Annotated in this window: 23 protein-coding genes and 1 pseudogene; 8 read left to right on the top strand and 16 right to left on the bottom strand. The window is 61.9% G+C overall.

The annotated features are described in order from the left end of the window. Window positions 1-48: 48 nt before the first annotated feature. Complete coding sequence (locus tag NKJ20_RS13120; RefSeq protein WP_352744450.1) at window positions 49-1305, top strand: Hsp70 family protein; 1257 nt, start codon at window positions 49-51, stop codon at window positions 1303-1305. Window positions 1306-1310: 5 nt separating this feature from the next. Here the strand turns inward: NKJ20_RS13120 and NKJ20_RS13115 are convergent, their stop codons facing one another. Continuing rightward, window positions 1311-2213 (bottom strand): LysR substrate-binding domain-containing protein, encoded by a 903-nt coding sequence (locus tag NKJ20_RS13115; protein WP_352744447.1) that lies wholly within the window; start codon window positions 2211-2213, stop codon window positions 1311-1313. Window positions 2214-2493: 280 nt separating this feature from the next. On the opposite strand from NKJ20_RS13115, the gene NKJ20_RS13110 reads away from it, so the two are divergent. From NKJ20_RS13110 to NKJ20_RS13100, 3 genes are read left to right on the top strand one after another with little or no spacing between them, the layout of a single operon-like run. Continuing rightward, a complete protein-coding gene (locus NKJ20_RS13110; RefSeq protein ID WP_352621893.1) occupies window positions 2494-5424 on the top strand; it encodes a molybdopterin oxidoreductase family protein in 2931 nt (976 codons plus the stop codon). After that, entirely contained in the window at window positions 5421-6155 is a 735-nt protein-coding gene (locus NKJ20_RS13105) for a 4Fe-4S dicluster domain-containing protein (protein ID WP_352621895.1), read from the top strand. Before NKJ20_RS13110 ends, NKJ20_RS13105 begins: the two co-directional genes overlap by 4 nt. Window positions 6156-6166: 11 nt before the next feature. Continuing rightward, window positions 6167-7102 (top strand): dimethyl sulfoxide reductase anchor subunit family protein, encoded by a 936-nt coding sequence (locus NKJ20_RS13100; protein ID WP_352744444.1) that lies wholly within the window; start codon window positions 6167-6169, stop codon window positions 7100-7102. Window positions 7103-7104: 2 nt separating this feature from the next. Here the strand turns inward: NKJ20_RS13100 and pdeM are convergent, their stop codons facing one another. The 5 genes from pdeM to NKJ20_RS13075 all read right to left on the bottom strand — a co-directional run bounded on the left by pdeM (window position 7105) and on the right by NKJ20_RS13075 (window position 13066). Next, a complete protein-coding gene (gene pdeM, locus NKJ20_RS13095; RefSeq protein WP_352641109.1) occupies window positions 7105-7821 on the bottom strand; it encodes a ligase-associated DNA damage response endonuclease PdeM in 717 nt (238 codons plus the stop codon). Then, entirely contained in the window at window positions 7818-10340 is a 2523-nt protein-coding gene (locus NKJ20_RS13090) for a ligase-associated DNA damage response DEXH box helicase (protein ID WP_352744441.1), read from the bottom strand. Before NKJ20_RS13090 ends, pdeM begins: the two co-directional genes overlap by 4 nt. A gap of 67 nt (window positions 10341-10407) precedes the next feature. Beyond that, window positions 10408-11319 carry a C40 family peptidase gene (locus tag NKJ20_RS13085; protein WP_502894789.1) on the bottom strand — a complete coding sequence of 304 codons (912 nt, stop codon included), beginning with the start codon at window positions 11317-11319 and terminating at the stop codon, window positions 10408-10410. Continuing rightward, the gene (locus tag NKJ20_RS13080) at window positions 11282-11632 is read right to left on the bottom strand and encodes a MarR family winged helix-turn-helix transcriptional regulator (protein WP_023676939.1); all 351 of its coding nucleotides are present in this window, start codon (window positions 11630-11632) and stop codon (window positions 11282-11284) included. The genes NKJ20_RS13085 and NKJ20_RS13080 overlap by 38 nt, the downstream gene beginning before the upstream one ends. Before the next feature lie 69 nt (window positions 11633-11701). Beyond that, a complete protein-coding gene (locus NKJ20_RS13075; protein ID WP_352621903.1) occupies window positions 11702-13066 on the bottom strand; it encodes a leucyl aminopeptidase family protein in 1365 nt (454 codons plus the stop codon). 122 nt (window positions 13067-13188) lie between these two features. On the opposite strand from NKJ20_RS13075, the gene NKJ20_RS13070 reads away from it, so the two are divergent. Further along, window positions 13189-14010, top strand: a complete 822-nt coding sequence (locus tag NKJ20_RS13070) for a tetratricopeptide repeat protein (protein ID WP_352744531.1) — start codon at window positions 13189-13191, stop codon at window positions 14008-14010. Window positions 14011-14126: 116 nt separating this feature from the next. Here the strand turns inward: NKJ20_RS13070 and NKJ20_RS13065 are convergent, their stop codons facing one another. The 9 genes from NKJ20_RS13065 to NKJ20_RS13025 form a co-directional block, all read right to left on the bottom strand. Continuing rightward, on the bottom strand, window positions 14127-15143 hold the full coding sequence (locus tag NKJ20_RS13065) for a type II secretion system F family protein (RefSeq protein WP_352744438.1): 1017 nt from the start codon (window positions 15141-15143) through the stop codon (window positions 14127-14129). A 9-nt stretch (window positions 15144-15152) separates the two neighbouring features. Next, the gene (locus tag NKJ20_RS13060; RefSeq protein WP_023676935.1) at window positions 15153-16166 is read right to left on the bottom strand and encodes a type II secretion system F family protein; all 1014 of its coding nucleotides are present in this window, start codon (window positions 16164-16166) and stop codon (window positions 15153-15155) included. Window positions 16167-16195: 29 nt separating this feature from the next. Beyond that, window positions 16196-17704, bottom strand: a complete 1509-nt coding sequence (locus NKJ20_RS13055) for a TadA family conjugal transfer-associated ATPase (RefSeq protein ID WP_352448622.1) — start codon at window positions 17702-17704, stop codon at window positions 16196-16198. A 29-nt stretch (window positions 17705-17733) separates the two neighbouring features. Beyond that, window positions 17734-19017, bottom strand: coding sequence for a CpaE/TadZ family protein (locus NKJ20_RS13050; RefSeq protein WP_352744434.1), 1284 nt, complete (start codon window positions 19015-19017; stop codon window positions 17734-17736). 55 nt (window positions 19018-19072) lie between these two features. Further along, window positions 19073-19807: a CpaD family pilus assembly protein gene (locus NKJ20_RS13045; protein ID WP_352448620.1), complete on the bottom strand. Its 735-nt coding sequence runs from the start codon at window positions 19805-19807 to the stop codon at window positions 19073-19075. A gap of 14 nt (window positions 19808-19821) precedes the next feature. After that, complete coding sequence (locus tag NKJ20_RS13040) at window positions 19822-21348, bottom strand: type II and III secretion system protein family protein (protein WP_352448619.1); 1527 nt, start codon at window positions 21346-21348, stop codon at window positions 19822-19824. Further along, a complete protein-coding gene (cpaB, locus tag NKJ20_RS13035; RefSeq protein ID WP_352744431.1) occupies window positions 21345-22160 on the bottom strand; it encodes a Flp pilus assembly protein CpaB in 816 nt (271 codons plus the stop codon). The genes NKJ20_RS13040 and cpaB overlap by 4 nt, the downstream gene beginning before the upstream one ends. Window positions 22161-22349: 189 nt before the next feature. Continuing rightward, the gene (locus tag NKJ20_RS13030) at window positions 22350-22868 is read right to left on the bottom strand and encodes an A24 family peptidase (protein WP_352448618.1); all 519 of its coding nucleotides are present in this window, start codon (window positions 22866-22868) and stop codon (window positions 22350-22352) included. A gap of 148 nt (window positions 22869-23016) precedes the next feature. Continuing rightward, window positions 23017-23187 (bottom strand): Flp family type IVb pilin, encoded by a 171-nt coding sequence (locus tag NKJ20_RS13025; protein WP_023676929.1) that lies wholly within the window; start codon window positions 23185-23187, stop codon window positions 23017-23019. Window positions 23188-23529: 342 nt separating this feature from the next. Here NKJ20_RS13025 and NKJ20_RS13020 point away from each other — a divergent pair, with 342 nt between their 5' ends. The 3 genes from NKJ20_RS13020 to NKJ20_RS13010 all read left to right on the top strand — a co-directional run bounded on the left by NKJ20_RS13020 (window position 23530) and on the right by NKJ20_RS13010 (window position 25315). After that, a complete protein-coding gene (locus NKJ20_RS13020; RefSeq protein WP_352448617.1) occupies window positions 23530-23952 on the top strand; it encodes a pilus assembly protein N-terminal domain-containing protein in 423 nt (140 codons plus the stop codon). 151 nt (window positions 23953-24103) lie between these two features. Continuing rightward, window positions 24104-24664: a TadE/TadG family type IV pilus assembly protein gene (locus NKJ20_RS13015; RefSeq protein ID WP_023676927.1), complete on the top strand. Its 561-nt coding sequence runs from the start codon at window positions 24104-24106 to the stop codon at window positions 24662-24664. A 30-nt stretch (window positions 24665-24694) separates the two neighbouring features. After that, window positions 24695-25315, top strand: a complete 621-nt coding sequence (locus NKJ20_RS13010; protein ID WP_023676926.1) for a TadE/TadG family type IV pilus assembly protein — start codon at window positions 24695-24697, stop codon at window positions 25313-25315. Between the two features lie 101 nt (window positions 25316-25416). Here the strand turns inward: NKJ20_RS13010 and NKJ20_RS34140 are convergent. Beyond that, a pseudogene (locus NKJ20_RS34140) lies at window positions 25417-25545 on the bottom strand (phosphate/phosphite/phosphonate ABC transporter substrate-binding protein); the annotation flags it as partial. Window positions 25546-25630 lie beyond the last annotated feature (85 nt).

The raw sequence follows: 25630 nt of genomic DNA, 5'->3' as shown, positions 1-25630 counted from the left end.
ACCGGATACGAGCTGCTGCTCCCCAAATCAGAACTACAGGAACGCACGATGCGACCAGCATTTGCCGGTATCGACTTCGGCACTTCGAATTCCACCGTGAGCGTGGTCAGGAACGGGCAGCCGCGGCTGGTGGCGTTGGAAGACGGCCAGGTCACGCTGCCCAGTGCGGTGTTTTTCAATTTCGAGGACAACCGCACCTATTTCGGGCGACGCGCCCTTGCCAACTATACGGACAGTATCGAAGGCCGCCTGATGCGCTCGTTGAAGAGTGTGCTCGGCAGCTCGCTCGCCCACGAAAAGACGCGCATCAAGGCGCGCTCGATCGGCTTCATGGAGATTGTCGGCCTGTTCGTCGGCCATCTGAAAAAGAAGCTGGAAGAAGAAGCCCATGACGCGGTCGACAGCGTCGTGCTGGGACGGCCCGTGCAGTTCGTCGACGACGATGCCGAGGCCGACGCCAAGGCGGAGCACGAACTCGAAAATGCCGCTCGTGCCCACGGCTTCAAGCACATCGCCTTCCAGTTCGAACCGATTGCCGCGGCACTCGACTACGAACAAAAGGTGACGCGCGAGGAACTGGCGCTGATCGTCGACATGGGCGGCGGCACGTCCGACTTCTCAATCGTGCGGGTCTCGCCCGAGCGCGCCCGCTCGCTTGACCGCAAGGACGACATCCTGGCCAGCCGCGGCATCCACATCGGCGGCACCGACTTCGACCGGCTGTTGAGCATCGCCCATGTGATGCCGCAGCTCGGCCATCTCTCACCGACCAAGGATGGCAAACGTAATCTGCCGGCGAGCTACTTCATCGACCTGGCGACGTGGCAGCGCATCAACCTGGTCTATACCGCGAGGGCGATGACGCATCTGCGCCAGATCCGCTATGAGGCGGAGCGCGCGGACCTGGTCGACCGGTTCATCCACATCGTCGAGCATCGTTACGGCCACGCGCTGGCGGCACTGGTCGAAAAGGCCAAGATTGAGCTGACGGACCGATCGTCGGCCGATGTCGAGGTCGCGCTGCCGGAGGTGAGGTTCACGGCAGAAATCACGCGCAAGAGTCTCGAAGCCACCATAGCCAGGGACATTGAGCGTGTTGCGGCTAAGGTCGAGCAGACCATCCGCGACGCACAGGTGAAGGCCTCGGATATCACCGCGGTGTTCTTGACCGGCGGATCGACCGCGATCCCGCTGGCCAGGCAGCAGATCCTGGCGCTGGTGCCGCAGGCGTCGGTAATCGAAGGCGATGTGTTCGGCTCGGTCGGGCTTGGGCTGGCGCTCGACGCGCAGCGGAAGTTCGGCTGATCGGCTTAAAGCGGCGCGGATCTCTCAGCTTTGCCGCCAAGATGCGCCTTGAGCGCCATCTGGGCCAGGCTTGGCTGCCGGTCGCGATGCGTGATCATGGCAAATTCGCGCTTCGGCAGATCGATCGGCACGGAACGCAGACTGCCTTCGGCGACCACGCGCGCGACGACGAGTTCCGAAATGATGCTGGCGCCGGCGCCGGCCTCGACCGCCTGGCGAATAGCCTCATTGCTCGGCAATACCAGGAATATCTGCAGGTCCGCGAACGAAATCCCGTCGCGTCGGGCAAGGTCCTCCAGCGCCTCGCGCGTGCCCGACCCGCCTTCGCGAATGATCCAGCGAAGCCCGCCAAGGTCGGGATGTCCAGGCGAAACTTCTGCGATCTCAGGGTGCGAGCGCGCCACGACCAGCATCATGCGATCGATATCGACCTTGGCACGCCGCAAAATGTCGGATTCGGTGCGCCCCTCGACCAGGCCAAAATCGGCTGCGCCATCAAGTACATTGGTCTCTACCTGCCTGGTGTTGCCAATGCTCACGCTCAGCCTGACGGCAGGATAGGCTTCGTGGAAAGAGGCGAGCCGGCGCGGCAGCCAGTAACTGGCGATGGTCTGGCTGGCAGCGATCGAGAGACTGCCTGATATCGTCTGCGAGACATGCTCCAGCACATTGTGGGCGGCCGCAGTCCGCTCGAGGACCGCCTTGGCCTCGGGCAAGAATCGGCGTCCGGTCTCGGCGAGCTCGATATTGCGGCCCACTCGGTTGAACAACTGGACGCCATGCTGCTGTTCGAGCGAGCGGATCGCGGCGGATGCGGCCGACTGTGAGATGCCCAGCAACTCGGCCGCTTTGGTCATGTGCGCCCGTTCGGCGACGGCGACGAAGATCCGCAATTGGTCCAGAGTCATGCCAGCAATTAAGAAGCAACTCCGATTAGAATTACAAGAGCAAGTTGTTAGACGGATCGGTTGCTTTGTTCTAAATTTTGGCCCGAAATTGGAAAAAAGTCGCGCCAGAGCAGTCGAGGGTAGAATTGGTGGGGCGGTTCAAATCGGTGTTTGCGCACTGGACCCGCAGCCTGCGGCGGCGGCTCTTGGGTGAACGCTATCGGCCGGAAGAGCATTACATGCGCGGCCCTGGCCCGAAGACGAGAGCCAAGTTCGCGGAGCGCAAGAGCATCACCGGATCATGACCAACAACCTGCTGCGCGGAGCCAATTCGGCACCATCACAACGGCCGCTTGCCGATACGCGCGCCCCCGCTGAAGGCGACGGCGTCGATACTTCGCCTGATGTCTCCGACAGCATCGCCAAGACCACCTGCTATATGTGCGCCTGCCGCTGCGGCATCGACGTCCATATCAAAGACGGCAAGGTTCGGTATATCAACGGCAACAAGGATCATCCGGTCAATCGCGGCGTGCTGTGCGGCAAAGGCAGCGCCGGCATCATGCAGCATTACAGCCCGGCGCGGCTGACGAAACCATTGCTGCGCACCGGACTGCGCGGCTCGGGCGAGTTCCGCGAGATCGAGTGGGAGGAAGCTTTGTCGATCGCGACAGAACGGCTTTCCAACATCCGCCAGACCGATCCGAAGAAACTCGCCTTCTTCACCGGCCGCGACCAGTCGCAATCGCTGACCGGTTGGTGGGCGAGCCAGTTCGGCACGCCGAACTTCGCGGCCCATGGCGGTTTCTGCTCGGTGAACATGGCAGCCGGCGGCCTCTACACGATTGGCGGCTCGTTCTGGGAGTTCGGCGAGCCCGACTGGGACAACACCAAGTATTTCATGCTGTTCGGGGTTGCCGAAGACCATGATTCCAATCCGATCAAGATCGGCCTCGGCAAGCTCAAAGCGCGCGGCGCCAAGGTGGTTTCAATCAATCCCTGCCGCACCGGCTACAACGCGATTGCCGACGACTGGATCGGCATCCGGCCCGGCACCGACGGCCTGTTCGTGTTCGCCCTCATCCACGAATTGCTGAAGGCTGGCCGCATCGATCTCGAGTACCTCTTGCGCTACACCAATGCCCACATCCTGGTCGTTCAGGAGCCTGGAGCTGTCGATGACGGGCTGTTCATGCGCAATGGCGACGGCAATCCGCTGGCTTGGGACAGGGTGGCGAAGATGCCTGTCAATGCCAGCGATGCCGACGCGAAGCCCGCATTGACCGGCAGCGTTCTCGTCGACGGCCGCCGCTGCGTGCCAGTCTTCCAACTCGTCGCCGACCGTTATCTGGACGAGAGCTATTCACCGGACGCCGTCGCTGACCGGTGCGGCATCTCCGCCGACACCATCCGACGCATTGCCGCAGAACTCGCCCATGTCGCCTTCGAACAGCAAATCGAATTGCCGGTGGCCTGGACGGACTGGGCCGGCCGCCGGCACGAGACCATCAAGGGTCGGCCGGTGTCGATGCATGCGATGCGCGGCATCTCGGCCCATTCGAACGGATTTCACACTTGCCGCGCCATTCATCTGCTTCAGGTGCTTCTCGGCACGGTGGACGCGCCGGGCGGCTTCCGCTTCAAACCGCCTTATCCGCGGCCCGCGCCGCCGGCTCCAAAGCCCGCCGGCAAGAATGTGAAGCCGATGACACCGCTCGAAGGCATGCCGCTCGGCTTCGTCTGCGGACCGGAGGACCTGCTGATCGATGAAGGCGGCAAGCCTGTTCGTATCGACAAGGCATACTCCTGGGACGCGCCGCTGGCCGCCCATGGGCTCATGCACACGGTCATTCGTAACGCCTGGGCGGGCGATCCCTACAAGATCGACACTCTGTTCATGTACATGTCCAACATGGCCTGGAACTCGTCGATGAATACGGTCGAGACGATGGCGATGCTGACCGATATCGATGCGTCGGGCGAGTACAAGATTCCGTTCATCATCTATTCCGACGCTTATTATTCCGAGACCGTGCCTTTTGCCGATCTGGTGCTGCCGGACACGACCTATCTCGAGCGTCATGACTGTATCAGTCTGCTCGACCGGCCGATCAGCCATGCCGACGGGCCGGGCGACGCGATCCGCCATCCCGTCGTCGAGCCGGACCGCGACGTCAGGCCGTTCCAGACGGTGCTGATCGAACTCGGCGCGCGGCTCAGCCTGCCCGGCTTCGTTGACGACGACGGCTCCGCCAAATACCGCGACTATGCCGACTACATCGTCAATCACGAGCGCACGCCAGGTGTCGGTCCGCTCGCCGGCTGGCGCGGCAAGGACGGGGCCTCGGTCGGCAAGGGCGAGGTCAATCCCGACCAGTTGCAACGCTACATAGATAATGGCGGCTTCTGGCACCAGGACTTCGCCGCCGATCAGCGCTACTACAAGATGGCCAACCGCTCGTATCTCGAATTCGCTGAGAGCATGGGCTTCATGCCGAAGGCCGAGCCGATCGTCTTCCAACTCTATTCGGAGCCGATGCAGCGCTTTCGCCTTGCGGCGCGCGGCCATGGCGGGGTGCTGCCGCCGGAGGCGGAGCGCAGCCGTATCGAGACCTATATGGATCCGCTGCCGTTCTGGTACGCGCCCTTCGAAGAGGCTGCGGTCGACAGCCAAGCCTATCCGCTGCACGCGCTGACGCAGCGGCCGATGCACATGTACCATTCCTGGGGCGGGCAGAATGCGTGGCTAAGGCAGATCACCAGCCAGAACCGGCTGTTCGTGCACAATCGGACCGCCGCCAGCCTCGGGCTTGCCGATGACGACTGGGTGTGGATCGAGAGCATCAACGGCAAGGTCAAAGGACAGATCAAGCTGGTCGACGGCGTCAACGCCAATACGGTGTGGACCTGGAATGCGATCGGCAAGCGTCGCGGCAGCTGGGGGCTGAAGGATGATGCGGCCGAATCCAATCGCGGCTTCCTGCTCAACCACATCATCGGCGACCAGACCTCTGCCGATGCGAATGGCAAACACTATTCGAATTCCGATCCTGTCACCGGCCAGGCGGCATGGTTCGACCTGCGCGTGCGCATCGTCAAATGCGCAGACGAGGAAGCAGGCTTCACCGAACCGCAGTTCGAGCGGTTCCGACAGCCACCGCATTTTGAGCCCCCGCCCGATAAGCTTAGTTTCGGCGCCGAATTCCGTCGGGAAAGAGAAGCTGCCAAATGACTTGCCTTCCCACCCACACCGACAAAAAGCTCGGCCTGGTCATTGACCTCGACACCTGCGTCGGCTGCCAGGCCTGCGTTACCGCCTGCAAGGAATGGAACACCGGCGGCCACATGGCGCCGCTGACCGACATCGACCCCTATGGCGGCAATGTCGACGGCGTCTGGTTCAATCGGGTGCACAGTTATGAGCACATCACGGAGATGGGTGGGCGCACGGTCAATTTCCCACGCTCCTGCCTGCATTGCGAGACACCGGCCTGCGTCACCGTCTGCCCGACCGGCGCCTCCTACAAGCGGGCGTCGGACGGCATCGTGCTGGTCGACGAGGACAAATGCATCGGCTGTAAATTATGCAGTTGGGCCTGTCCCTATGGCGCACGCGAATTCGACACCGATGTCGGCGTGATGAAGAAATGCACGTTGTGCGTCGACCGCATCTACAACGACAATCTGGCGGAGGAAGATCGCGTGCCCGCCTGCGTCGCTGCTTGCCCGACCAGCGCGCGGCATTTTGGCGATCTGGGCGATCCGGCATCCGCTATCTCGCAACTGGTGGCCGAGCGCGGCGGTGTCGATCTGATGCCGGAAATGGGCTATAAGCCGACCAACAAATATCTGCCGCCACGTGCCCACACCACCCGCGCCGCATCGGTGCCGGCGCCAGCGCTTGAAGCGGTGCAGGCTGAAGGCGGCTTCCTCGGCTGGGTCGACCGCATGCTTTCGAACTGACCCGTGCCTTCATGCATCCAGCCTTCTCCGTCGTCTTTTTCACCACGGCCACGGGCGCCGGTTACGGCCTGCTCGCGCTGCTTGGCGTGCTCGCCGGACAGGGCTTTATCCCGCCCGATTTCTGGCTTGGCCTCACCGGCATGGGGCTGGCGCTTGGCCTGATCTCGACAGGCCTGCTGTCGTCGGCCGGCCATCTCGGCCGGCCCGAACGCGCCTGGCGTGCCTTCTCGCAATGGCGTAGCTCATGGCTGTCGCGCGAAGGTGTTGCCTCGGTCGCCACCTTCGTGCCGGCGGGGTTGTTCGCTATTGGCTGGGTGGTCCTCGGCCGTACGAGCGGCTGGGCGGCTGTCGCCGGGCTGCTCGCTGCCATCGGCGCGGTCGCAACCGTCTGCACCACCAGCATGATCTACGCGTCGTTGAAGCCGATTGCCCAGTGGCACAGCCGCTTCACCCTGCCCGCCTACCTGGTCTTTTCGGCGATGACCGGCAGCGTACTGCTCAACGCCCTGCTGCAGGGATTTGCCGCAGGCTCGAATATGCTTCTGGCGGGTGCCCTGTTGCTGACCGCGCTCGGCTGGGGTTTGAAGCTGGCGACCTGGCGATACAATGACAGGCTGGAGATCCCGACCAATGCCAACACCGCAACCGGGCTTTCCGGCGGCACGGTGCGGTCGCTGGAATGGCCGCATACCGAGGAAAACTATCTGCTCAAGGAGATGGGTTTTCGCATTGCGCGCAAGCACAGCGCTAAACTCCGCCAGATCACGCAGGTGCTGGCCTTTGCTTTGCCCGCGTTGCTGCTGGTCGCGGCGTTCGCCTTGCCGTGGCCCTATGCGGCAGCACTGTCGATACTCGCCGCAATCGCCCAACTCGCCGGAATGCTGGTCGAGCGCTGGCTGTTCTTCGCCGAGGCCAAGCACACGGTCACTTTGTACTACGGCAGGTAGGTTCAGCCCGGCCTGAGCATCGCGTGGGAAATCGCGAAAATGCGCTCTGTGCCAAGCATATAGGCCATCAGCGTTTCGCGGCGGAACAGCCCGGCATAGGCGCGATCGAGCACGTTGAGCGAGCCGGTATAGGCGCCGAAAGCCGGCATGATCATGCGGCCGCCATCGCCGGCAAAGCAACGACGCCGCACCGAACGGCCTTGCTGCACGATGCGGGCGCAAGGATGCAGGTGGCCTGATATCTCGCCTTCCACTCTCACCGCCGAAGGCTCGTGCCGGAAGAGTAGCGAGCCTATGGCCAGCTCGCGCACGGTCTCGCCTGGCAAGTCGGCCGGCGCTTCAGGATCATGATTGCCGGCGACCCAGAACCAGTCGCGCCCGACCATCAGCCCTTCCAGTCTTTGGCGAAAGCTCGCGTGCATACGTGCGGCGCCGCCGCCATCGTGAAAACTGTCGCCCAGGCTGATAACGATCGCAGGCTGATAATCGGCGATCACCGCCTGCAGCCGGAGCAACGTCGCACCGGTGTCGTAAGGTGGGGCCAGCGTGCCGCGCCTGGCCAGTGATGAGCCTTTTTCCAGATGCAGGTCGGATACGGTCAGAAGCCGGAATTCGGGAAAATAGAGCACGCCGCGACGGTCGCAGATCGCGCGTTCGCCGGCGATACGGACAGCGCCCGCATCCGCCAGAGGCGCAGCCATGGCGAGCGCGACAGTCATTTCGTCCCCATGGCCTCCTCGACCAGCGTGGCTGCATCCATCAGCAGCGTGTCATCGGCCTCGCCGTGCACCGGCATTTTGCCGATCTCGAGCATGATCGGCACGGCGAGCGGCGATATCTGCTCGAGGTTCTTATGCATGATTCGACCTTGGACGCGCGAGAGCATCTCGGCAAGTCTGCTGACATCCAAGAGACCGGTCGCGGCATCGGCACGCGTCGCCTGCAAAAGGATATGGTCGGGCTCGTGGCTGCGCAGCACGTCGTAGATGAGATCCGTCGACACGGTTACCTGGCGGCCGCTCTTCTCCTGCCCCGGGTGGCGTTTCTCGATCAATCCCGAGATCAGCGCGCAATTGCGAAAGGTGCGCTTCAACAACCAACTGCCGGCGAGCCAGGCTTCGAGGTCGTCGCCCAGCATGTCCTGATCGAATAGCGCAGCCAGCGACGGTTTCTTCGCCCTGAACATATGGCCCATATCGGCCAGCGACCATATGGCAAGCGCATAGTCGGTGGCGACGAAGCCGAGCGGCTTGGCTCCCGCCCTGTCGAGGCGGCGGGTGAGCAGCATGCCGAGCGTCTGGTGCGCCAGCCTGCCCTCGAACGGATAGGCCACTAGATAGTAGCGGTTGCCGCGCGGAAAGGTCTCGACCAGCAGATCGTCGCGTTTCGGCAGCACCGACTTGTCGGCCTGGAAGCGTAGCCAGTCGGCGACCTGCTCCGGCAGCTTCTTCCAGCGCTGCGGATCGTCCAGCATGGCGCGGACCTGTTCGGCCAGGTACGTCGAAAGCGGGAATTTGCCACCACCGTAATACGGCACCTTGGCGTCGCTGCCGGGTGCATTCGAGACAAAGCACTCATTCTCGCGGATACCTTCGAAGCGCAGCACCTTGCCGGCGAACATGAAGGTGTCGCCATGCGTCAGCGTTTCGAGGAACGCCTCCTCGATCTTGCCCAGAACCCGGCCGCCACGCGAGGCCGCGCCTCTGCTGCCGGCCTGGACGTAGCGGACGTTGAGCGCCGGCACTTCGATGATGGTCCCGACGTTGAGCCGGTATTGCTGGGCGACGCGAGGATTTGAGACCCGCCACAGCCCGTCCTTGTTGAGACGAATACGGGCGTAACGTTCGTAGTTCTTCAAGGCGTAGCCGCCGGTGGCGACGAAATCGATGACGCGATCGAATGTCGGCCGGTCGAGATCGGCATAGGGCGCGGCCGTCCGCACTTCTTCGAACAGCGCATCGGCATGGAACGGCGCACCGCAGGCGCAGCCCAGCACGTGCTGCGCCAGCACATCGAGCCCGCCGTTGACCAGCGGCGGGGTATCCTGGGCGCCGAGATAATTGGCGTCGAGCGCCGCCCTGCATTCCAGCACCTCGAAGCGGTTGGCCGGTATCAGGATCGCCTTAGACGGCTCGTCCATACGGTGGTTGGCGCGGCCGATGCGCTGCGCCAGCCGGCTGGCACCTTTCGGCGCGCCGACATGGACGACCAGGTCGACATCGCCCCAGTCGATGCCGAGGTCGAGCGTCGACGTGGCGACGATGGCGCGCAGGGCGTTCTCGCCCATTGCCTTTTCGACACGCCGGCGCTGCGCGACGTCGAGCGAACCGTGATGCAGTGCGATCGGCAAGGTCTCCTCGTTGACCCGCCACAACTCCTGGAACAGCAACTCCGCCTGGCTGCGCGTGTTGACGAACAGCAGGGTTGTCTTGTGGCGCTTGATCTCGTTGTAGATTTCCGGCGTTGCGTAGCGGGCCGAATGTCCCGCCCACGGCACGCGCTCCTCCGAATCGAGAATGGAGATATCGGGCTTGGCGCCGCCAGTGACGACGATCAGTTCGGCCATCGGCCCCGGTGGATTCTGGCTGACCAGCCAGCGCCGCAATTCGTCAGGCTCGGCGACCGTCGCCGACAGGCCTATCGTCTGCAGTGCGGGCACAAACGAGCGCAGCCGGGCCAGCCCGAGCGACAGGAGATGCCCGCGCTTCGAGGTCACCAGCGAATGCAATTCGTCGAGCACGACATAGCGCAGGTCCTCGAAGAAGCGCATGGCATCGGGCGCAGCAATCAGCAGCGCCAATTGCTCGGGCGTGGTCAGGAGAATGTCGGGCGGCGCCAGCTTCTGCCGCTGGCGCTTGTGTGCGGGCGTGTCGCCGGTGCGCGTCTCGACGGTGACCGGCAGCCCGATTTCTTCGACGGGTTTGCCGAGATTGCGCTCGATGTCGACGGCCAGCGCCTTCAGCGGCGAGATGTAGAGTGTGTGGATGCCTCGATGCGCCTGCCCCGGCCTTCTCCTCGGTCGGCCGGCCAGTTCGGTCAGCGATGGCAAGAACCCGGCCAGCGTCTTGCCGGCGCCGGTCGGGGCGATCAGCAATACCGACCGGCCGCCCTGGGCTTTGGCCAGCAAATCGATCTGGTGGGCGCGCGGCGACCAGCCCTTTTCCTCAAACCATTTGACAAATGGCTCGGGCAGGACGACGGCGGCATTCTGTTGGGCAAGGCGCGGCTGCTCTGTCACGCGCCAGAGGTAGCGCGGCGGCGCGCAATCGCCAAGCAGAATCAGAACAAAAGGTGATCGATTCGCGTTACGGCCGGCGAAACCCGGTCGGTCCGCCATAGAGATAGCCGATACGGGCGACCGCCTCCCTCAGTCCTTCACGCGACACCAGCATGGTGTGGCCGTTGGCGTGGATCATGGTCTCCGGGTCCGTCATGATCGCGACGTGGCCTTTCCAGAAGACCAGGTCGCCGCGCCGCAGCCCGGCAAAATCCGGCCCGGGGTCGAGCGGTTCACCAACGGTCGCCGCCTGCATGTCGGTGTCGCGCAGCACTTGCCTGCCAGCCATGTGCATTGCAAGTTGCACGAGACCGGAACAATCGATGCCGAATCCGGAGACGCCGCCCCACAGATAAGGCGTGCCGAGAAACGCCTCGGCGACCGCGACGTAGTCGGGGTGAACCTCGGCGACCGGCCTGAGATGACCCGAGATGACCGCCTGGCCGGACGGCAGCAGAGCATAATGCGTGCCGCGCGTTTCCGCTGAGCCCGTCACCGCCACCAATGACCCCATCGAGAGCTCCCCGCCCACCGGGAACCGCAAATCCGGTCCCGGATAGAGGAAAGTGCGCGGCACCGAGACAACATGGGTGGGCGCATGCTCCCGACCGCCCAGCACGGTGTCGGCGACATAGCCGACATAGCCGTCGCGCTCGGCCTGTATCCAGGCCCAGCCCTCAACGTCCTCGAAGACGAGGACGTCTTCGCCGAACAGAAGCTGGGTATCGACGCCGGCGTCCGGGCACGGCGCCTTGCGGATGTCGGCGACGGAGGCTGATATGCGAGCCGGCCGGCCGGCGACGAAACGGTCGGCAGCGACCTCGCCTCTCAGCCTGGCGTCGGCGAGATCGGAGCGGAAGGCATGGAGGCGGGCATCCCTGGCGGTCAAATCGGCAACTCGTTCAAATGGGCAACTCTTGGGCTCTGGCAATGATAACATCGCCAAAGCGCTCGACAAAGAGCGCGCCTTCGACTGTACGCCTGACCAGCACGTTGCGCTTGTCGAGCTCGTCGCGGTGGCGCGACACCAGTTTCAGCGCCCCCATCGTATCGAGCGCACGGGTGATCACCGGCTTGGTGACGTTGAGGCGGGCGGCTAACCCCCGCACCGTATGTGGCGGCGGATCGAGATAGATGGTGAACAGGATCGCCGTCTGGCGCATAGTGAGATCGGGCGCGTCGTCACGCACCTCGGATAACACCACCTGTTGCCATAGTCGCAAGGCCTGGCTTGGACGCATGATAATCGACATCCGTCCAGCATGACGGAAAATTGTTTCGGTTCCGTTTCAGTCAATACCTTCGTCGGCTATGCCCGAGAATCAGCCGTAGCGGTTCGAAATGACCTGCTCCAGCGCCCGGATGCCTTGCGCTTCGCCACCGGCAAGGCCGTGCGGGCGGTCGAACGGGTTCCAGGCGAAGATATCGACATGCGCCCAGCCGGCGGTCTTTTCCACGAAGCGCTTCAGGAAAAGCGCCGCGGTGATCGAGCCGGCGAAACCATCCGACGTGACGTTGTTGATGTTGGCCACCTTCGACGCCAGCTTGGCGTCATAGGGCTTCCACAACGGCATGCGCCATAGCGGATCCTCGACCGCAACGGAGGCGTCCGCCAGCTCGGATGCAAGCGCCTCGTCACCGGTGTAGAACGGCGGCAGGTCGGGACCGAGCGCAACACGGGCAGCGCCTGTCAGCGTCGCCATATCGACCAGCATCTGCGGCTCTTCGTCATCGGCCAAGGCCAAGGCATCGGCGAGCACCAGCCGTCCTTCGGCGTCGGTGTTGCCGATTTCGACGGTGATGCCCTTGCGGCTCACCAGCACGTCGCCTGGCCGGAAGGCGTTGCCGGCTATCGAATTCTCGACAGCCGGGATGAGCACGCGCAGCCGAACCTTCAACCCGGTGGCCATGATCATGGAAGCGAGACCCAGCACGTTGGCAGCGCCGCCCATGTCCTTCTTCATCAAAAGCATGCCCGAGGACGGCTTGATGTCGAGACCGCCTGTATCGAAGCAGACGCCCTTGCCGACCAGCGTTATCTTGGGGGCATTGTTCGGCCCCCAAATCATGTCGATCAGGCGTGGCGCGTCGGCAGAAGCCCGACCGACGGCGTGGATCATCGGAAAGTTGGCGGTAAGAAGATCGTCGCCTTTGGTCACCGATATTTCGGCCTTGTGCGTCGCGGCCAAGGTCCGGGCGGCCTTCTCCAACTGCCCAGGGCCCATATCGCTGGTCGGCGTGTTAACCAGATCGCGCGCCAGGAAAATGCCATCGGCGAGGCGGCGGATGCGGGCGGCGTCGGTGCCTGCCGGCAGCGCGAGGCGAAGCGTCTTGCCTGGCTTCTTGCCGTAGCGGGTGAAGACATAGCCGCCGAGCGCCACGGCGAGTGCCGTAAGCTCCGGCTTGGCCGGTGCGGACGCAAAATGCCACTCGCCTTCGGGCAAGGCTCTCGCCAGTGCGCCGATGGCCAGTGCGCCCTCGCCATCACCGGTGCCGAACAGGGCTCCGGCAATCGCGCCGTTGTCGCCAGGCACGATCAGCGTCCTGCCGGCCTCGCCGGAAAAGCCGTTGGCCTTGGCCCAGGCGACCGACGATGGCGCAAGGCCCGCCGCCGCCAGAGCATCCTTCGCCACCAGATGGACCGGCAGCGCATTGCTCAATTCTTTCTCGACGAGTTCGACAGGCATTCGCTGGCCTCCGGCTTCCGAGTCGGCGTTTCTTAACTCTCCGTTAGGGTTAACAGAATATTTCTGCGGGAGGAAAGATGACCTCGCAAATGGTCACGCGCATGAACGGAGCCCTGGTGCCGATGCCGACCAACCGCAGGATGAACGCCAGCGCAAATAGGCTGATCAGCACGGCGTTGATGATGGCGCTTGCCGCAGGCGTCGCTGGCTGCGGAACCAGCAAATTGACGACTGGCTCGATTTCTCGTCCAAGCGGCAAGCCGCTGGAAACAATGTCGGCGGGCGAACTGCACAACGCTACGATGGCGCTCGGCCAGTCCTATTCGAAAAACCCCAGCGACAAGCGGATCGCGACAAATTTTGCCGCGGCGCTGCAGATGGACGGCGACGCAGACCAATCGCTTGCGGTGATGCGCAAGCTGGCGATCGCCCTGCCGAAGGACCGCGACGTGCTCGCCGCCTATGGCAAGGCGCTTGCCGCCAACGGACAGTTCGAGCCGGCTCTCGATGCCGTGCGCCGCGCCCAGACGCCCGAATATCCTGACTGGAAACTGGTATCGGCGGAAGCTGCTATTCTCGACCAGCTCGGCCAGAAGGACGAGGCGCGCCAAGGCTATCGCAAGGCGCTTGACCTCAGGCCGAACGAACCGTCGATCCTTTCCAATCTCGGCATGTCGTACGTGCTGGAAGGTGATTTGCGCACAGCCGAAACCTATATGCGCTCAGCCGCCCAGCAGCCGAATGCAGACAGCCGCGTCCGCCAGAACCTTGCGCTGGTCGTCGGTCTGCAAGGCCGTTTCGACGAGGCCGAGAAGATCGCCTCGCAAGAGCTGTCGCCGGATCAGGCGCAGGCTAACGTCGCTTACCTTCGCCAGATGCTGGCGCAGCAGAACGCCTGGAGCCAGCTCAAGGACCAGGACAAGGCAAAGCCCGCCACCAACTGACCGCTTCGAGCGCCGAACCGGCGCGCAAATTCCGCAACATGTCTAACGCAAAGAGCCGCGCTGCACCGGCAGCGTGGCTCTGAATCGTATCAGCGTTTCTGGCAACGCCGCTGGCGCTACTTGCTGCTGGATTTCGGCTGGTCGCCAAAGATGCCGCGCTGGCTCACCTGGATGCCGGCGGGACCCAGAATGATGGCGAACAGCACCGGCAGGAAGAACAGGATCATCGGCACGGTGAGCTTCGGCGGCAGCGCGGCCGCTTTCTTCTCGGCGGCATTCATGCGCATGTCGCGGCTCTCACTGGCAAGCACCCGCAACGCATGCGCCACGGGCGTGCCGTAGCGCTCGGCCTGAACCAACGCCTGGGACACCGACCTGACGGATTCCAGGCCAGTTCGGCTTGCAAGGTTCTCGTAGGCCTGCTTGCGCTCCTGCAGATAGGAAAGCTCGGCGTTTGTCAGGATGAATTCTTCCGCCAATGCCACCGATTGCGCGCCGATCTCATCGGCGACCTTGCGAAGCGCCGCTTCCACCGACATGCCGGACTCGACGCATATCAGCAACAGGTCGAGCGCGTCCGGCCACGCCATCTGAATCGACTGCTTGCGCTTGGTAGCGCGATTGTTGACGTAGAGCACCGGCGCGTAGAATCCCGCATAGGCTACCACGATGCACACGAACAGCTTCACGAAAAGCGGCTGCTCGGGCAATCCGCCGAGCACGAACAGATACATCGCCGCCAATGCAAAGCCGATGAAGGGCAGGACGAGACGGAAGAAAAGGAAGCGCGTCAGCGGATTTTGCCCGCGAAAACCCGCCACTTTCAATTTCTGCAAGGTACCTTCATCCGCCAGCGCACGCCTGAGATCCAGGCGATCGACAATATTGCGCATGCCGACCGACTGTTCTTCGCGCAGGCCCTTGCGGCGGCGGTCGGCTTCGACTGCCAGCCGCGCGCGCTGCTTGGCGCGCAGCTCATCGCGCTCCAGCGCTACGGATTTCATGCGCGCCTTGAGCTGGTTCCCGCCAAAAGCGGGCAGCAGCGTGAAGACGGTCGCAAACACCGCGATGCCGACCAGCAGTGCGATCAGCAGGGACGGGTCGGTGAGAGTTCTGATGACGTGATCGGTCATACGCGAGTCCTAGACTTCGAAATTCATCATCTTGCGCATTACCAGGACGCCCATCGACATCCAGATGCCGGAACAACCGAGGATCAGATGGCCGGTGCTGGTGATGAAGAGGGGCATGATGTAGTTCGGGCTCGTCAAATAGACGAGAAAGGCGACGACGAAAGGCAACGCGCCGATGATCACGGCGGATGCCTTGGCTTCCATGGACAATGCCTGGACCTTGGCTTTCATTTTCTTGCGGTCGCGAAGCACGCGCGAAAGATTGCCCAGCGCTTCGGAAAGATTGCCGCCGGCCTGAGACTGGATCTGGATGACGATGCCGAAGAAGCTCGCCTCGGTGCACGGCATCGTTTCTGGCATGCGCATGGCCGCGTCAGGGATCGACAAACCCATTTGCTGCGAATCGACTATGCGGCGGAACTCGGTCTTGACCGGCTCGGGGGATTCGTTGGCGATCAGACGCACGGCGTCGTTCAGCGGCAGGCCGGATTTTACCGCACGCACGATGATGTCGAGCGCGTTCGGAAATTCGTTGAGGAACGCCTTGACGCGGTGCGCGCGGCGAAACGAGACGAACCAGCGGGGCAGACCCAAGACGCCGACCAGCAGCGCAGCCGGCAAGACCAGCAACGGTGCGCCGATGAAATAGACAAGAGCCGTCAAGACGACGCCGCAGACCGCCGAGTAGACATAGAAGCGCTCAAGCGAGATCTTCATGCCGGCCTGACGGATTTGGATCTTCAGCGGTGGTTTCTTGACCAGGCTCTGATTGGACTTTTGCTTTTGATCGAGATCCTTCAGCGAATCCTGGACGGACTTGCGACGCTTGGCCGCTTCCGCCACGCGATCGCGCGACGCCTTGACGACGGAACGATCCGTCTCGGCGGTCTTGATCGATTCAAGCCGCTTGCCGACCTGCTTCTCGGTGCTGATCCGGTTGAACAGGAAAGCATAGGCCACCGCGCCGGCGCTGAAGCCGGCGAGCACGACGAATGCCAATACGGTGCCGTCAATTCCGAACATCGACCCTGGCCCCCACGCTTCCAGACGGATCAATCAGCGCGTTTCTCCATCGCCTCGAGCGCAACCGCGAGGCGCTGCTCCTCACCGTAGTAGCGGGCGCGCTCCCAGAAATGCGGACGGCCGATGCCAGTCGACACGTGCTCGCCCAGCAGCCGGCCGTTCGCGTCCTCGCCCTTGATGTTATAGAGAACGATGTCCTGGGTGATGATGACGTCGCCTTCCATGCCGATCACCTCGGTGATGTGGGTGATACGCCGCGATCCGTCGCGCAGGCGTGCAGCCTGTATGATCACGTCGACGGAGCCGACGACGATTTCGCGCACGGTTTTTTGCGGCAGCGTGTAGCCGCCCATGGCGATCATCGACTCTATGCGGTTGAGGCATTCGCGCGGGCTGTTCGAGTGGATCGTTCCCATCGAGCCGTCATGGCCGGTGTTCATCGCCTGCAGCAGGTCGAACACTTCGGGTCCGCGCACTTCGCCGACGATAATACGTTCGGGGCGCATGCGCAGACAGTTCTTGACCAGGTCGCGCATGGTCACTTCGCCCTCGCCTTCGAGGTTGGGCGGACGGGTTTCGAGACGCACCACATGCGGCTGCTGCAATTGCAGCTCAGCTGAGTCCTCGCAGGTGATGACGCGTTCTTCGCGGTCAATATAGTTGGTCAGGCAATTGAGCAGCGTCGTCTTGCCTGAGCCGGTACCGCCCGAGATGACAATGTTGCAGCGGACACGCCCGATGATCTTGAGAATCTCGGCTCCTTGCGGAGAAATCGAGCCGAACTTGACCAGCTGGTCGAGCGTCAGCTTGTCCTTCTTGAACTTGCGGATGGTAAGTGCGGTGCCGTCGATAGCCAGGGGCGGTGCGATGACGTTGACACGGGAGCCATCAGGAAGACGCGCATCGCAGATCGGGCTTGATTCATCGACGCGGCGGCCAACCTGGCTGACGATACGCTGGCAGATGTTGAGGAGCTGCTGGTTGTCGCGGAAACGGATGCCGGTCTGCTCGACCTTGCCGTTGACTTCGATGTAGACGTTCTTGGAGCCATTGACCATGATGTCGGCAATATCGTCGCGGGCAAGCAGTGGCTCCAGCGGCCCGTAGCCCAAAACGTCGTTGCAGATATCCTCGAGAAGCTCTTCCTGCTCGGCGATGGACATCGCGAAATTCTTGATCGCGATGATGTCGTTGACAATGTCGCGGATTTCCTCGCGCGCGCTTTCGGGATCGAGTTTGGCGAGCTGCGACAGATCTATCGTATCGATGAGTGCGGCGAAGACCTGGCTTTTGGTGTCGTAGTAGGTTTCGCTCTTTTGGCGCTGGATACTTTTCGGCTCCGGGGCCAATGGCGGCGGCTCGACCGCACGGCGAACCGCCGGCGCGGCAGGCGCGCCGGATGGCGGCAGCGCCGCCGGCCTGGCAGTTACAGCCGCTTCCACAGGGTTCGCGGCCGCCGGCGCAGCAGGTGCGGGTGCTGGCTGACGGAATTCCGGAATGGTCCGGTTGCCGTCGTCGCTGCCTCTTTTACCAAACATGATCGCTTACCAATTCCACCGCTGAGGCATCACTTCTTGTTGCGCGAAAGCTTGCCGATCAGATTGCCGAGGCCAGCCTTTTTCTTCACCTTGATTTCGCTGCGCCCTGTCAGCACATGGGCGATCTCGTTGATCGTGGCGACAACCGGACTCTTGGCATCCATCTCACCGAGCATACGTCCGTTGTTCGCAGCATTTCCGAACAAAAGCGGCTCGAACGGGATGACCGACATCGGCGAAAGGCCGAGCGATTCGGAGAAGTCGGACGGCGTAATCTCAGGACGTTTCGGCACACCGGCCTGGTTGATCACAAGCTTTGGCGCGGGGTCGTTCGGACGAAGCCGCTTCAGCATGTCGACCAGGTTCTTCGTGTTGCGCAGATTGGCCAGTTCGGGCGTCGCCGTGATGACGATCTCGTCGGCCTTGACCAGCGTGTTCTTGGTCCAGCCGGCCCACACGTGGGGAACATCGAGCACGAGGAGCGGCGCGCTACGCTGGGCTATGTCGATAAGCTGGGTGAAGGCGTCGGGATCGAAATCGTAGACCCGCTCCAGGGTCGAAGGGGCCGCAAGCAGCGACAGGTGCTCGGCGCATTGGGCGAGCAGCCGGTCGAGATAGACCTCGTCGACGCGTTCCGGCGAGAAGACTGCCTCGGCAATGCCTTGCGCCGGATCCTGGTCGAAATTGATATTGGCCGTTCCGAAGGCGAGGTCGAGATCGGCGACAACCACTTCGGATTTGAAAAGGGACGACATGGCCCAGGCCACATTATGGGCTATGGTCGACGAGCCGACGCCGCCTTTGGCGCCGATGAAGGCAATCGAGCGGCCGATCGGCTCAGCTTCCGGATCAACGAAGATCGAAGACACCACGCTGACGATGTCGGCCATCGATACGGGCGCGATGACATACTCGGAAATGCCCGAACGGATGAGTTCGCGGTACAGGCCGACGTCGTTGTAGTGGCCGACAACCACCACCTTGGAGGTCGGGTCGCAATGCTCGGAGAGCTGGGCGAGTTGTTCCAGCAACAGCTTCGGCTCGCTGCGCGATTCAAGCAGGATCAGGTTCGGCGTCGGCGCCGACTGATAGAATTCGATAGCGGTGGGGATGCCCCCCATATGCACCTTCAAATGGGCCTTGGCCATGCGGCGATCCTCGCCGGCGCGCTCGACCGGATTGGCTACGCCTTCGGTCTCGCAAAATGCCTGGATCGAAATGCGCGGGATCGGCCGCAACGCCTGCATCGCGGCAAGATCCTGCTCCGAGGTTTCGCCGCCCGGTACCTCTGTGTCATAGGCAAGATTGCTCATTGTCATCACTTTCCGTGACTTGCGCGGCTTAGGGTTTGTTGAGCCTCAACACTCGTTAATATTCGACTTCCGAATTGCCGAGGAATTCGTCCGAAATACCTCTGTCACGATAGACGTCGATCACAGCACCGCGATTTTCCGCGTCGATCGGCGTCGGCTTGCGTGGCCCGATCAGATCGGACGGATTGGCCATCTGGGCAGCCAGGTTGTTCTGATACGAACAGCCGAAATCGGCATAGTGCTTGTTTTCCGAAGTCTGCAGCAGGTCTTCGGGCCAGCGACCGCATTTATCCGTCTGAGCCTTCACCGAGACGTAGGCAACACGGACCGGTGCCGACGCTTCGGCCGAAACAGACTGGTAGGACCGCATGTCGATCCGCTTCCGGCTGATGCCGCTGGCTATGGCCAGCCTGGCGAAATCGCGGCCGGCCGCGGCCGCTGCGATTTCGTTGGCTGAGCCGCTCGGAATCTCGATCGTCAGCACCGGAGCCGCGCTCCTGTCGTATCCGTCCAGAAAGCCCAGGAGCGTGTCACGCTGGGATCTGGTCATGCCACGGTCGCCGGCGCCGACCGGAAGGTCGATCTTCTGTATCTTCTCGGCTATGACGATCGGATGGGTGGTGCGATAATCGTCCGGTATGGCACCCACCGTGACGCTGTCGCGATTGGCGCAGCCGGCCAGCAATGCCGCCACCGCGATCGCCATAATGGGAACGGCCGGCCGCCAGATTCGCGAATGGACTGACCGCGTCGCGGTGATCGCCCGTGCCTTCGATGTTGCCTTAGACATGACCGCTTCCCCGCTTACTTGTAGATAAAGCCGACAACGCCGTGGTAACGGCCGTTGGGCTTGTCGGTCTGCATGGTGCCGTAGACACGGTTGACGCGGCCAAGGAAAATGCCGGCGCCATCGCTGGCGGCGTTGAAATTGTCATCCGGCTTGGCAAGATCATTGCGCGCCACCGGCTTCACCAGATAGGGCGTAATGATGATGACGAGCTCGGTCTCGTTGCGAACGAAATCCCTGCTGCGGAACAGCGCGCCAAGCACTGGAATCTTTGTCAGACCGGGCAAGCCGTTAACAGCTTGCCTGAGATCATCGCGGACAAGGCCGGCAATCATCATCGAGCCGCCCGAAGGCAGTTCCACCGTTGTGTCGGCCAAGCGCTTGCGGAGAGACAGGGCATTCATGCCCGGGCTCGTTACACCTTCGGACAAAGACACAGACCCCTCCGTTGTCGGCTCGGAAACCGAGGTTCTGACTTTCAGGCTGATACGGCCGGGAGACAGCACCACCGGCTGGAATTCCAGGCCAATGCCGTATTCGATCTTCTCGACAGAATACGTCTTCAGACCGGTCTGGTTATCATTTGATACGGCTTGGGAAACGCTGGTCACCATATTGTATTCGCCGCCAACCTTGAAGGTCGCTTTCTCGCCGGATACGGCCGTCAATGTTGGTTCGGCGAGGGTTTTCATGACACCGGACTGTTCCATGGCATTGATGTAGGCCTGCAGCGTCGAGCTGCCGATAGAGAGGCCCGAGTTCGACAGCGACTTGCCCAAACCAGTGAAATTGTCGCTTACCGCGCCCCAGCTGATGCCGTTGCTGCTGCCGTTGCCCACCATGTTGACGCCGAGCTGCTTCATCACCGAGCGGCTGACTTCCGCGACCGTCACCTTCAGCGTCACCTGGTCGTCGCCGATGATCTGCAGCAAGTTGACGATCTTGCTGACGCGGCGCTCGGCATCCGGGTTATCGATCGCGACGCCGGCTTCAGCCGAACCGCCGGCAGCGGTCTGCGAATATTGACCCGTGGTTGCCTCGCCGCCGGACACGAAAATGGTTGCCAGATCGGCCGCGCGCTTGGCGTCCAGAGGAGTGTCCACGGTTCCGGTCAGAACGACGTTGTCGTTCAGCAACTCGACCTTAACCTCCGATGACGGGATGAAGCGTTTGATATAATCCTCCAGCCCGGCAACGTCACGTTCGACCGCTAGGTCAAGGCTGACGATCTGCTCGCCATTCGGGCCAAAGACGAAGATATTTGTCTCGCCGACCGCCTTTCCAAACAGATAGATGCGCCTGGCAGTGCGGGTCACCGCGTCGGCTACAGCGGGGTTGGCGACGAGAATGTCGTAGGCATCGCTCGGGAGGTCGATGACCACCGACTTGTTCAGTCCGAGCTTGACCCGCTGGGTGGCGGTCGAAGCCGTCACCCTGGCATTGCCCGCCGCACTGGCATCGACAATGCCATATGCATTCGTTCCAAGGAGAAACAGGCCGATCGCCGCAGCCAGGATGAGCGGCAGTTTGGTTTTTAGCCTCATTTCCTTGCCCCCACTTCGGAAACTTCGCCCGACTTGATCAGCCGCACGGTTCCGCGCCGGCCATTGCCGGAAACCAGGTAATCGGCTTCGCCCACATTCTTGTCCTGACTGTCCTTGATCGAGCGCAGCGCCAATGTCAGGCGATCCGCCATCTGCTGTGCGACGGTGATGATCTCGGACTGCTGCGGCGTCAGTTCCAGGGTGGCGGTCTGGCCAACCCTGGTCTTCTTACCTTCCTCGTCCTCCTGAATGGTCTGGTCGATCGCCAGGACGCGAATGTTCTTCAGGATAGTTTCGGTCGTGAAGCCCGGACCACCGCCATTGGCGGGATCGGCTCTGCGGGTCATGATGACGTCGACGAAATCGTTGGGAAGAATAAAGCCACCGGCCGAGGTGTCGGCCGAGATGCTTGTGGCAACGGCCCGCATGCCGGAGGGCAGGATCGACGACATGAAGCTTTGCCCTTCACCGATCAGCTTCGAGCGCCGCAGCGGCTCGCCGGCGTAGAGCGCCACGCGAGCGACGGCGCCCTTCAGCTTGTCCAGCGCTTCAGGCTCGGCGGCGCGGGTGATGAAATTTGCGTTGATGCCGGCGGACGGCCATGACTCCCAGTAAATGTTGTTTTCAAGCGGACTGCCCATCGGAACGTCGCCGGAAAGGACAAGCACATCCTGCAGCGCGATCGCCGGCGCCTGAGGACCGGAATCGAGAACCGGAGGCGGCGGAGCCACGACCATGTTCTTCGCGACATAGCCTGCACCACCGGCCGCGGCTATCGCCACGCTCAGAATAATCAATCGGGATGCTGGCATCTGTCCGAACCTCGCCTTGGCAAACCACGTAGCCAAGCGGGACTTTGCAGCGGCAATCGTCAAAACAAGGTTAATGTTATACTTACGATCGTGATTAATTTAACGTTTATATAAATTGGACCGACAAGCCCGGCCCGAAGGAAAACGTGGTCAACTCGCCTGCTCGGCGCCAAAGGCGTAAAGCGAAATTCAGCCCGCCAGCCTGGTAAGTGCCCAGGCCATCAATGGCGAGTCGGAATAGGTGAGCAGACCGCCAATGCCAAGCGCGATGCCGTACGGAACGCCGGTCGCCTCATCGGCGAAATGGCGCAGGAACGGATTGTGGCTTGTGACGGCGGCAAGCGGCGATTTTCGATAGGCGAGGATGGCTAGCGTCAGCAGGCCGCCGATGAATGTCGAGGCGACGAGGTATTCGATGAGATGGATGTTCAGTCCCATCCACATGGCAGTGGCAGCCAGAAGCTTGGCGTCGCCGCCGCCCATGCCGCCCAGCGCGAACAGGCCGAACGTCACCGCGAGAACCAGGCCGGCGGCGGCGAAATGCCAGCCATAGGTGGCCCAGTCCATACCGGTCAAAGGCGCAACCAAGGCGAAGACAACAACAAGCAACACCGGCACGCGATTGGCGATCGTCATCGAAAGCATGTCGGAGATCGCGGCAAAAAGCATGCAAAACGGAAACACGACGAAGATCAAGGCTTCAAGCATCGGCGCGCCTATGACCCAATTGCATCTGGCCCCAACCTAATCCTATTCGATTAACGACTGATGAGGCCTAAGTTTCAAATCATACCAGGACTAAATAAGGGCCGCCAGAGCGGCGGCCCTTATTTCAGAACAACCGAACCCGTTACGGTCAGCTACCGTTCACCTTGGTGGAGATGGCGGTGAACTTGGCGTTCAGCGAGTTGCCGAGCTGGCCGGCGCCGACCATGATGGCGAGTGCGATAAGAGCGGCGATCAGACCGTATTCGATAGCGGTCGCGCCGGATTCGTCCTTCACAAAACGTGCGATGAGGTTAGACATTCGAGCTCCTACTCCAATTGTTACAGCACTTCCGTCAACTTCTCTTGGTGGCTGATCGGATACTGCGAATCTAAGGAGAAGCTGTTTCAATCGGCTTAATAAACAGGCTTACCGATTCCTTTCCCGCTTCGACGACATTGCGTGGTTAACCCAGAACTAAAATACCCGCCGCCAGGCCACCGGGCTGACAAAGGCGCAAAAGGCGCAATTCGGCAAAGACGTTCCAGCCGTGCCGGCTAGGCCCAATGCCGGTTCCGGTTTGATCCTGAACTCCAGCCGCTTAACGGTTGGTTCACCAATCTCGTTCATGTTCTGTTGAACAGTTTGCCAGGGGGCGCCTCAATGGCCGGGCCGAGATCATCATTTCCAGTTGCCGTGCTTTTTGCCGCAGCGGCTTTCGCCTTTCCAGCCAAGGCCGGCGCCGGCATCGAGGTGACGATGAACCAGGCAAAGATCATCAAATTGTCGCGCGCCGCCGATACGATTGTCGTCGGCAATCCGGCGATCGCCGACGCCTCCGTGCAGGACGCATCGACGATCGTACTGACCGGCAAGGGATTTGGCGTCACCAATCTCGTCGTCCTCGACCAGGAGGGCAACCCGATCGTCGATGAGCAAATAACCGTCGTGCGCCAGGCAGCGTCGTCGGTGCGCATCTATCGGCGTTCCGAAGTACAGACCATGTCCTGCGCGCCATATTGCGAAAGCTCGTATAAGAGCGATGCCGAGAAGGCCTCTGAAGCCGAAATGAGCGCCGCGCATTAGTAGCCGACGTCTCCGTCTTTGGCGAGTACGTGCTTCGGTTATCGCCGGGTTAAGGCCTTCCCGTTGAATTTAACGGTCATTCCAACCGGACTTCAATCGGTTCCGACTAAGGGTGGGACCGATACAGAAGCGGCATCGGCGGGCAGAGGACATGAGCAAGGCAGGACGAGCAGGTTCTCCAAGACGGTTTTTGGGCGACCGCCGCGGAAGCACGGCGATCGAATTCGCCATGCTTGCAATTCCTTTCGCGCTTCTTGTCTTCGCCATCCTGGAGAGCTGCATTTCTTTTGCCGCACAGGAAGTGATGGCAAACGCAACCGACGACATCGCGCGCCAGCTGCGTACCGGCCAACTAAGACCGGCCGATGTGTCCGGGACCAAGCTGCGGGATATGATCTGCACCAAATTGGAGATCATGGTCGCCAAGACCTGTCCCGGATTGCTGGTGGACTTGCGCGAATATCCGACCTTCGCCGATGCGGCGCTGGCCGGTTTCAAGATCCAGGATGGCGACGTCGTGCTGACCAAGGGCACGAGCACACAGACCTTCACCGTCGCACCTGGCCTGGCGGAGTCGAGAAACATGCTGCGTGTTTTTTACAAATGGCCGGTGATGACCGACTTCATGGCCAAATCGATGGCCAACCTGAAGGACGGCAAAACGCTGCATTTTGCTTCGATCACTTGGCAGAACGAGCCGTTCGACAACTGAACCACGTAGTCGCTTGAAAAGGGCAAAGCCATGATTCGTGCGGGGGCACAGCTGGGCATCGCAGGGATTTGTACAAGAGCAGTCCGGCTTTGCTCGGACCGCCGCGGTATTGCGGCTGTCGAGTTTGCCCTCATCGTGCCTGTCCTGTTGATCATGTACTTTATGACAATGGAGGCCTCGCAAGCCATCGAGACCAGCAAGAAGGTCAGCCGCATCGGCAGCATGGTAGCGGACCTCGTCACGCAGCAGCAGACCGTCAAGGCGGCCGATGTCGATGCCATCATGGCGATCGGCAGTTCCACGCTCCAGCCCTACAACCGCTCGAAACCGAAGATCATTATCACGGCGATACAGGTGACGAACGAGACGACGCCGAAAGTCCTGGTCGTGTGGTCGCGCAAACTGGTCGATGGCGTCTCTAGCGTCGACGCGGTCAAGGATTCCACCACAACGGTCCCGAGCGCGCTCAAGATCAAAGGCACGTTCCTCATTCGGGTCGAAAGCGATCTCGCCTACAAGCCAATCATCACCTGGTCGGCGGACGGCCAAAGCCGGTTCGGGTTGAGCTCGGTCTTCAATTCGATATCGATGGCGGAGACTTATTATCTGCGGCCGCGCAGGAGCCCGACCATTCCGTGCAGCGATTGCTGACGCCTGAAGCCCGCTAACCGGTCTGTTGCTATTGCTTGCGACCGCGGGCCGAGACTAGACGCACGATGGCTGCAGCCAGCACATAGTCCTCGGACCGGCAACGGTTCGGCGGCGATACCGATACGGAACGTTCCGATAACATCGCGCCAATCGGCTCGCGCCAGGTTTGTGCAAGACGCATCCAGCAGCAAAGCCAGTACGGCGGCGAATGCTGTCAGGGCAAGCCTCATGCGAGCTCCGCGCCGCGCATTTCCATCCGCGGATCGACCATGCCGCGATTCGTCTCTCCGGGACCAGCACGCCAAGCCGTGCCGT

The organism is Mesorhizobium sp. M0185 (assembly GCF_040322175.1).
In the GTDB taxonomy this organism is placed as follows: domain Bacteria; phylum Pseudomonadota; class Alphaproteobacteria; order Rhizobiales; family Rhizobiaceae; genus Mesorhizobium.
This window is presented reverse-complemented; position numbering and strand designations above follow the sequence as displayed.

Coding starts and splice junctions, on each gene's coding strand:
- NKJ20_RS13050 (WP_352744434.1), bottom strand. CDS start 19,017: ATGAGCAATCTTGCCTATGACACAGAGGTACCGGGCGGCGAAACCTCG.
- NKJ20_RS13085 (WP_502894789.1), bottom strand. CDS start 11,319: ATGTTATCATTGCCAGAGCCCAAGAGTTGCCCATTTGAACGAGTTGCC.
- cpaB (WP_352744431.1), bottom strand. CDS start 22,160: ATGCCAGCATCCCGATTGATTATTCTGAGCGTGGCGATAGCCGCGGCC.
- NKJ20_RS13110 (WP_352621893.1), top strand. CDS start 2,494: ATGACCAACAACCTGCTGCGCGGAGCCAATTCGGCACCATCACAACGG.
- NKJ20_RS13015 (WP_023676927.1), top strand. CDS start 24,104: ATGAGCAAGGCAGGACGAGCAGGTTCTCCAAGACGGTTTTTGGGCGAC.
- NKJ20_RS13040 (WP_352448619.1), bottom strand. CDS start 21,348: ATGAGGCTAAAAACCAAACTGCCGCTCATCCTGGCTGCGGCGATCGGC.
- NKJ20_RS13115 (WP_352744447.1), bottom strand. CDS start 2,213: ATGACTCTGGACCAATTGCGGATCTTCGTCGCCGTCGCCGAACGGGCG.
- NKJ20_RS13065 (WP_352744438.1), bottom strand. CDS start 15,143: ATGACCGATCACGTCATCAGAACTCTCACCGACCCGTCCCTGCTGATC.
- NKJ20_RS13105 (WP_352621895.1), top strand. CDS start 5,421: ATGACTTGCCTTCCCACCCACACCGACAAAAAGCTCGGCCTGGTCATT.
- NKJ20_RS13010 (WP_023676926.1), top strand. CDS start 24,695: ATGATTCGTGCGGGGGCACAGCTGGGCATCGCAGGGATTTGTACAAGA.
- NKJ20_RS13045 (WP_352448620.1), bottom strand. CDS start 19,807: ATGTCTAAGGCAACATCGAAGGCACGGGCGATCACCGCGACGCGGTCA.
- NKJ20_RS13020 (WP_352448617.1), top strand. CDS start 23,530: ATGGCCGGGCCGAGATCATCATTTCCAGTTGCCGTGCTTTTTGCCGCA.
- NKJ20_RS13080 (WP_023676939.1), bottom strand. CDS start 11,632: ATGTCGATTATCATGCGTCCAAGCCAGGCCTTGCGACTATGGCAACAG.
- NKJ20_RS13025 (WP_023676929.1), bottom strand. CDS start 23,187: ATGTCTAACCTCATCGCACGTTTTGTGAAGGACGAATCCGGCGCGACC.
- NKJ20_RS13075 (WP_352621903.1), bottom strand. CDS start 13,066: ATGCCTGTCGAACTCGTCGAGAAAGAATTGAGCAATGCGCTGCCGGTC.
- NKJ20_RS13120 (WP_352744450.1), top strand. CDS start 49: ATGCGACCAGCATTTGCCGGTATCGACTTCGGCACTTCGAATTCCACC.
- NKJ20_RS13060 (WP_023676935.1), bottom strand. CDS start 16,166: ATGTTCGGAATTGACGGCACCGTATTGGCATTCGTCGTGCTCGCCGGC.
- NKJ20_RS13100 (WP_352744444.1), top strand. CDS start 6,167: ATGCATCCAGCCTTCTCCGTCGTCTTTTTCACCACGGCCACGGGCGCC.
- NKJ20_RS13070 (WP_352744531.1), top strand. CDS start 13,189: ATGCCGACCAACCGCAGGATGAACGCCAGCGCAAATAGGCTGATCAGC.
- pdeM (WP_352641109.1), bottom strand. CDS start 7,821: ATGACTGTCGCGCTCGCCATGGCTGCGCCTCTGGCGGATGCGGGCGCT.
- NKJ20_RS13055 (WP_352448622.1), bottom strand. CDS start 17,704: ATGTTTGGTAAAAGAGGCAGCGACGACGGCAACCGGACCATTCCGGAA.
- NKJ20_RS13030 (WP_352448618.1), bottom strand. CDS start 22,868: ATGCTTGAAGCCTTGATCTTCGTCGTGTTTCCGTTTTGCATGCTTTTT.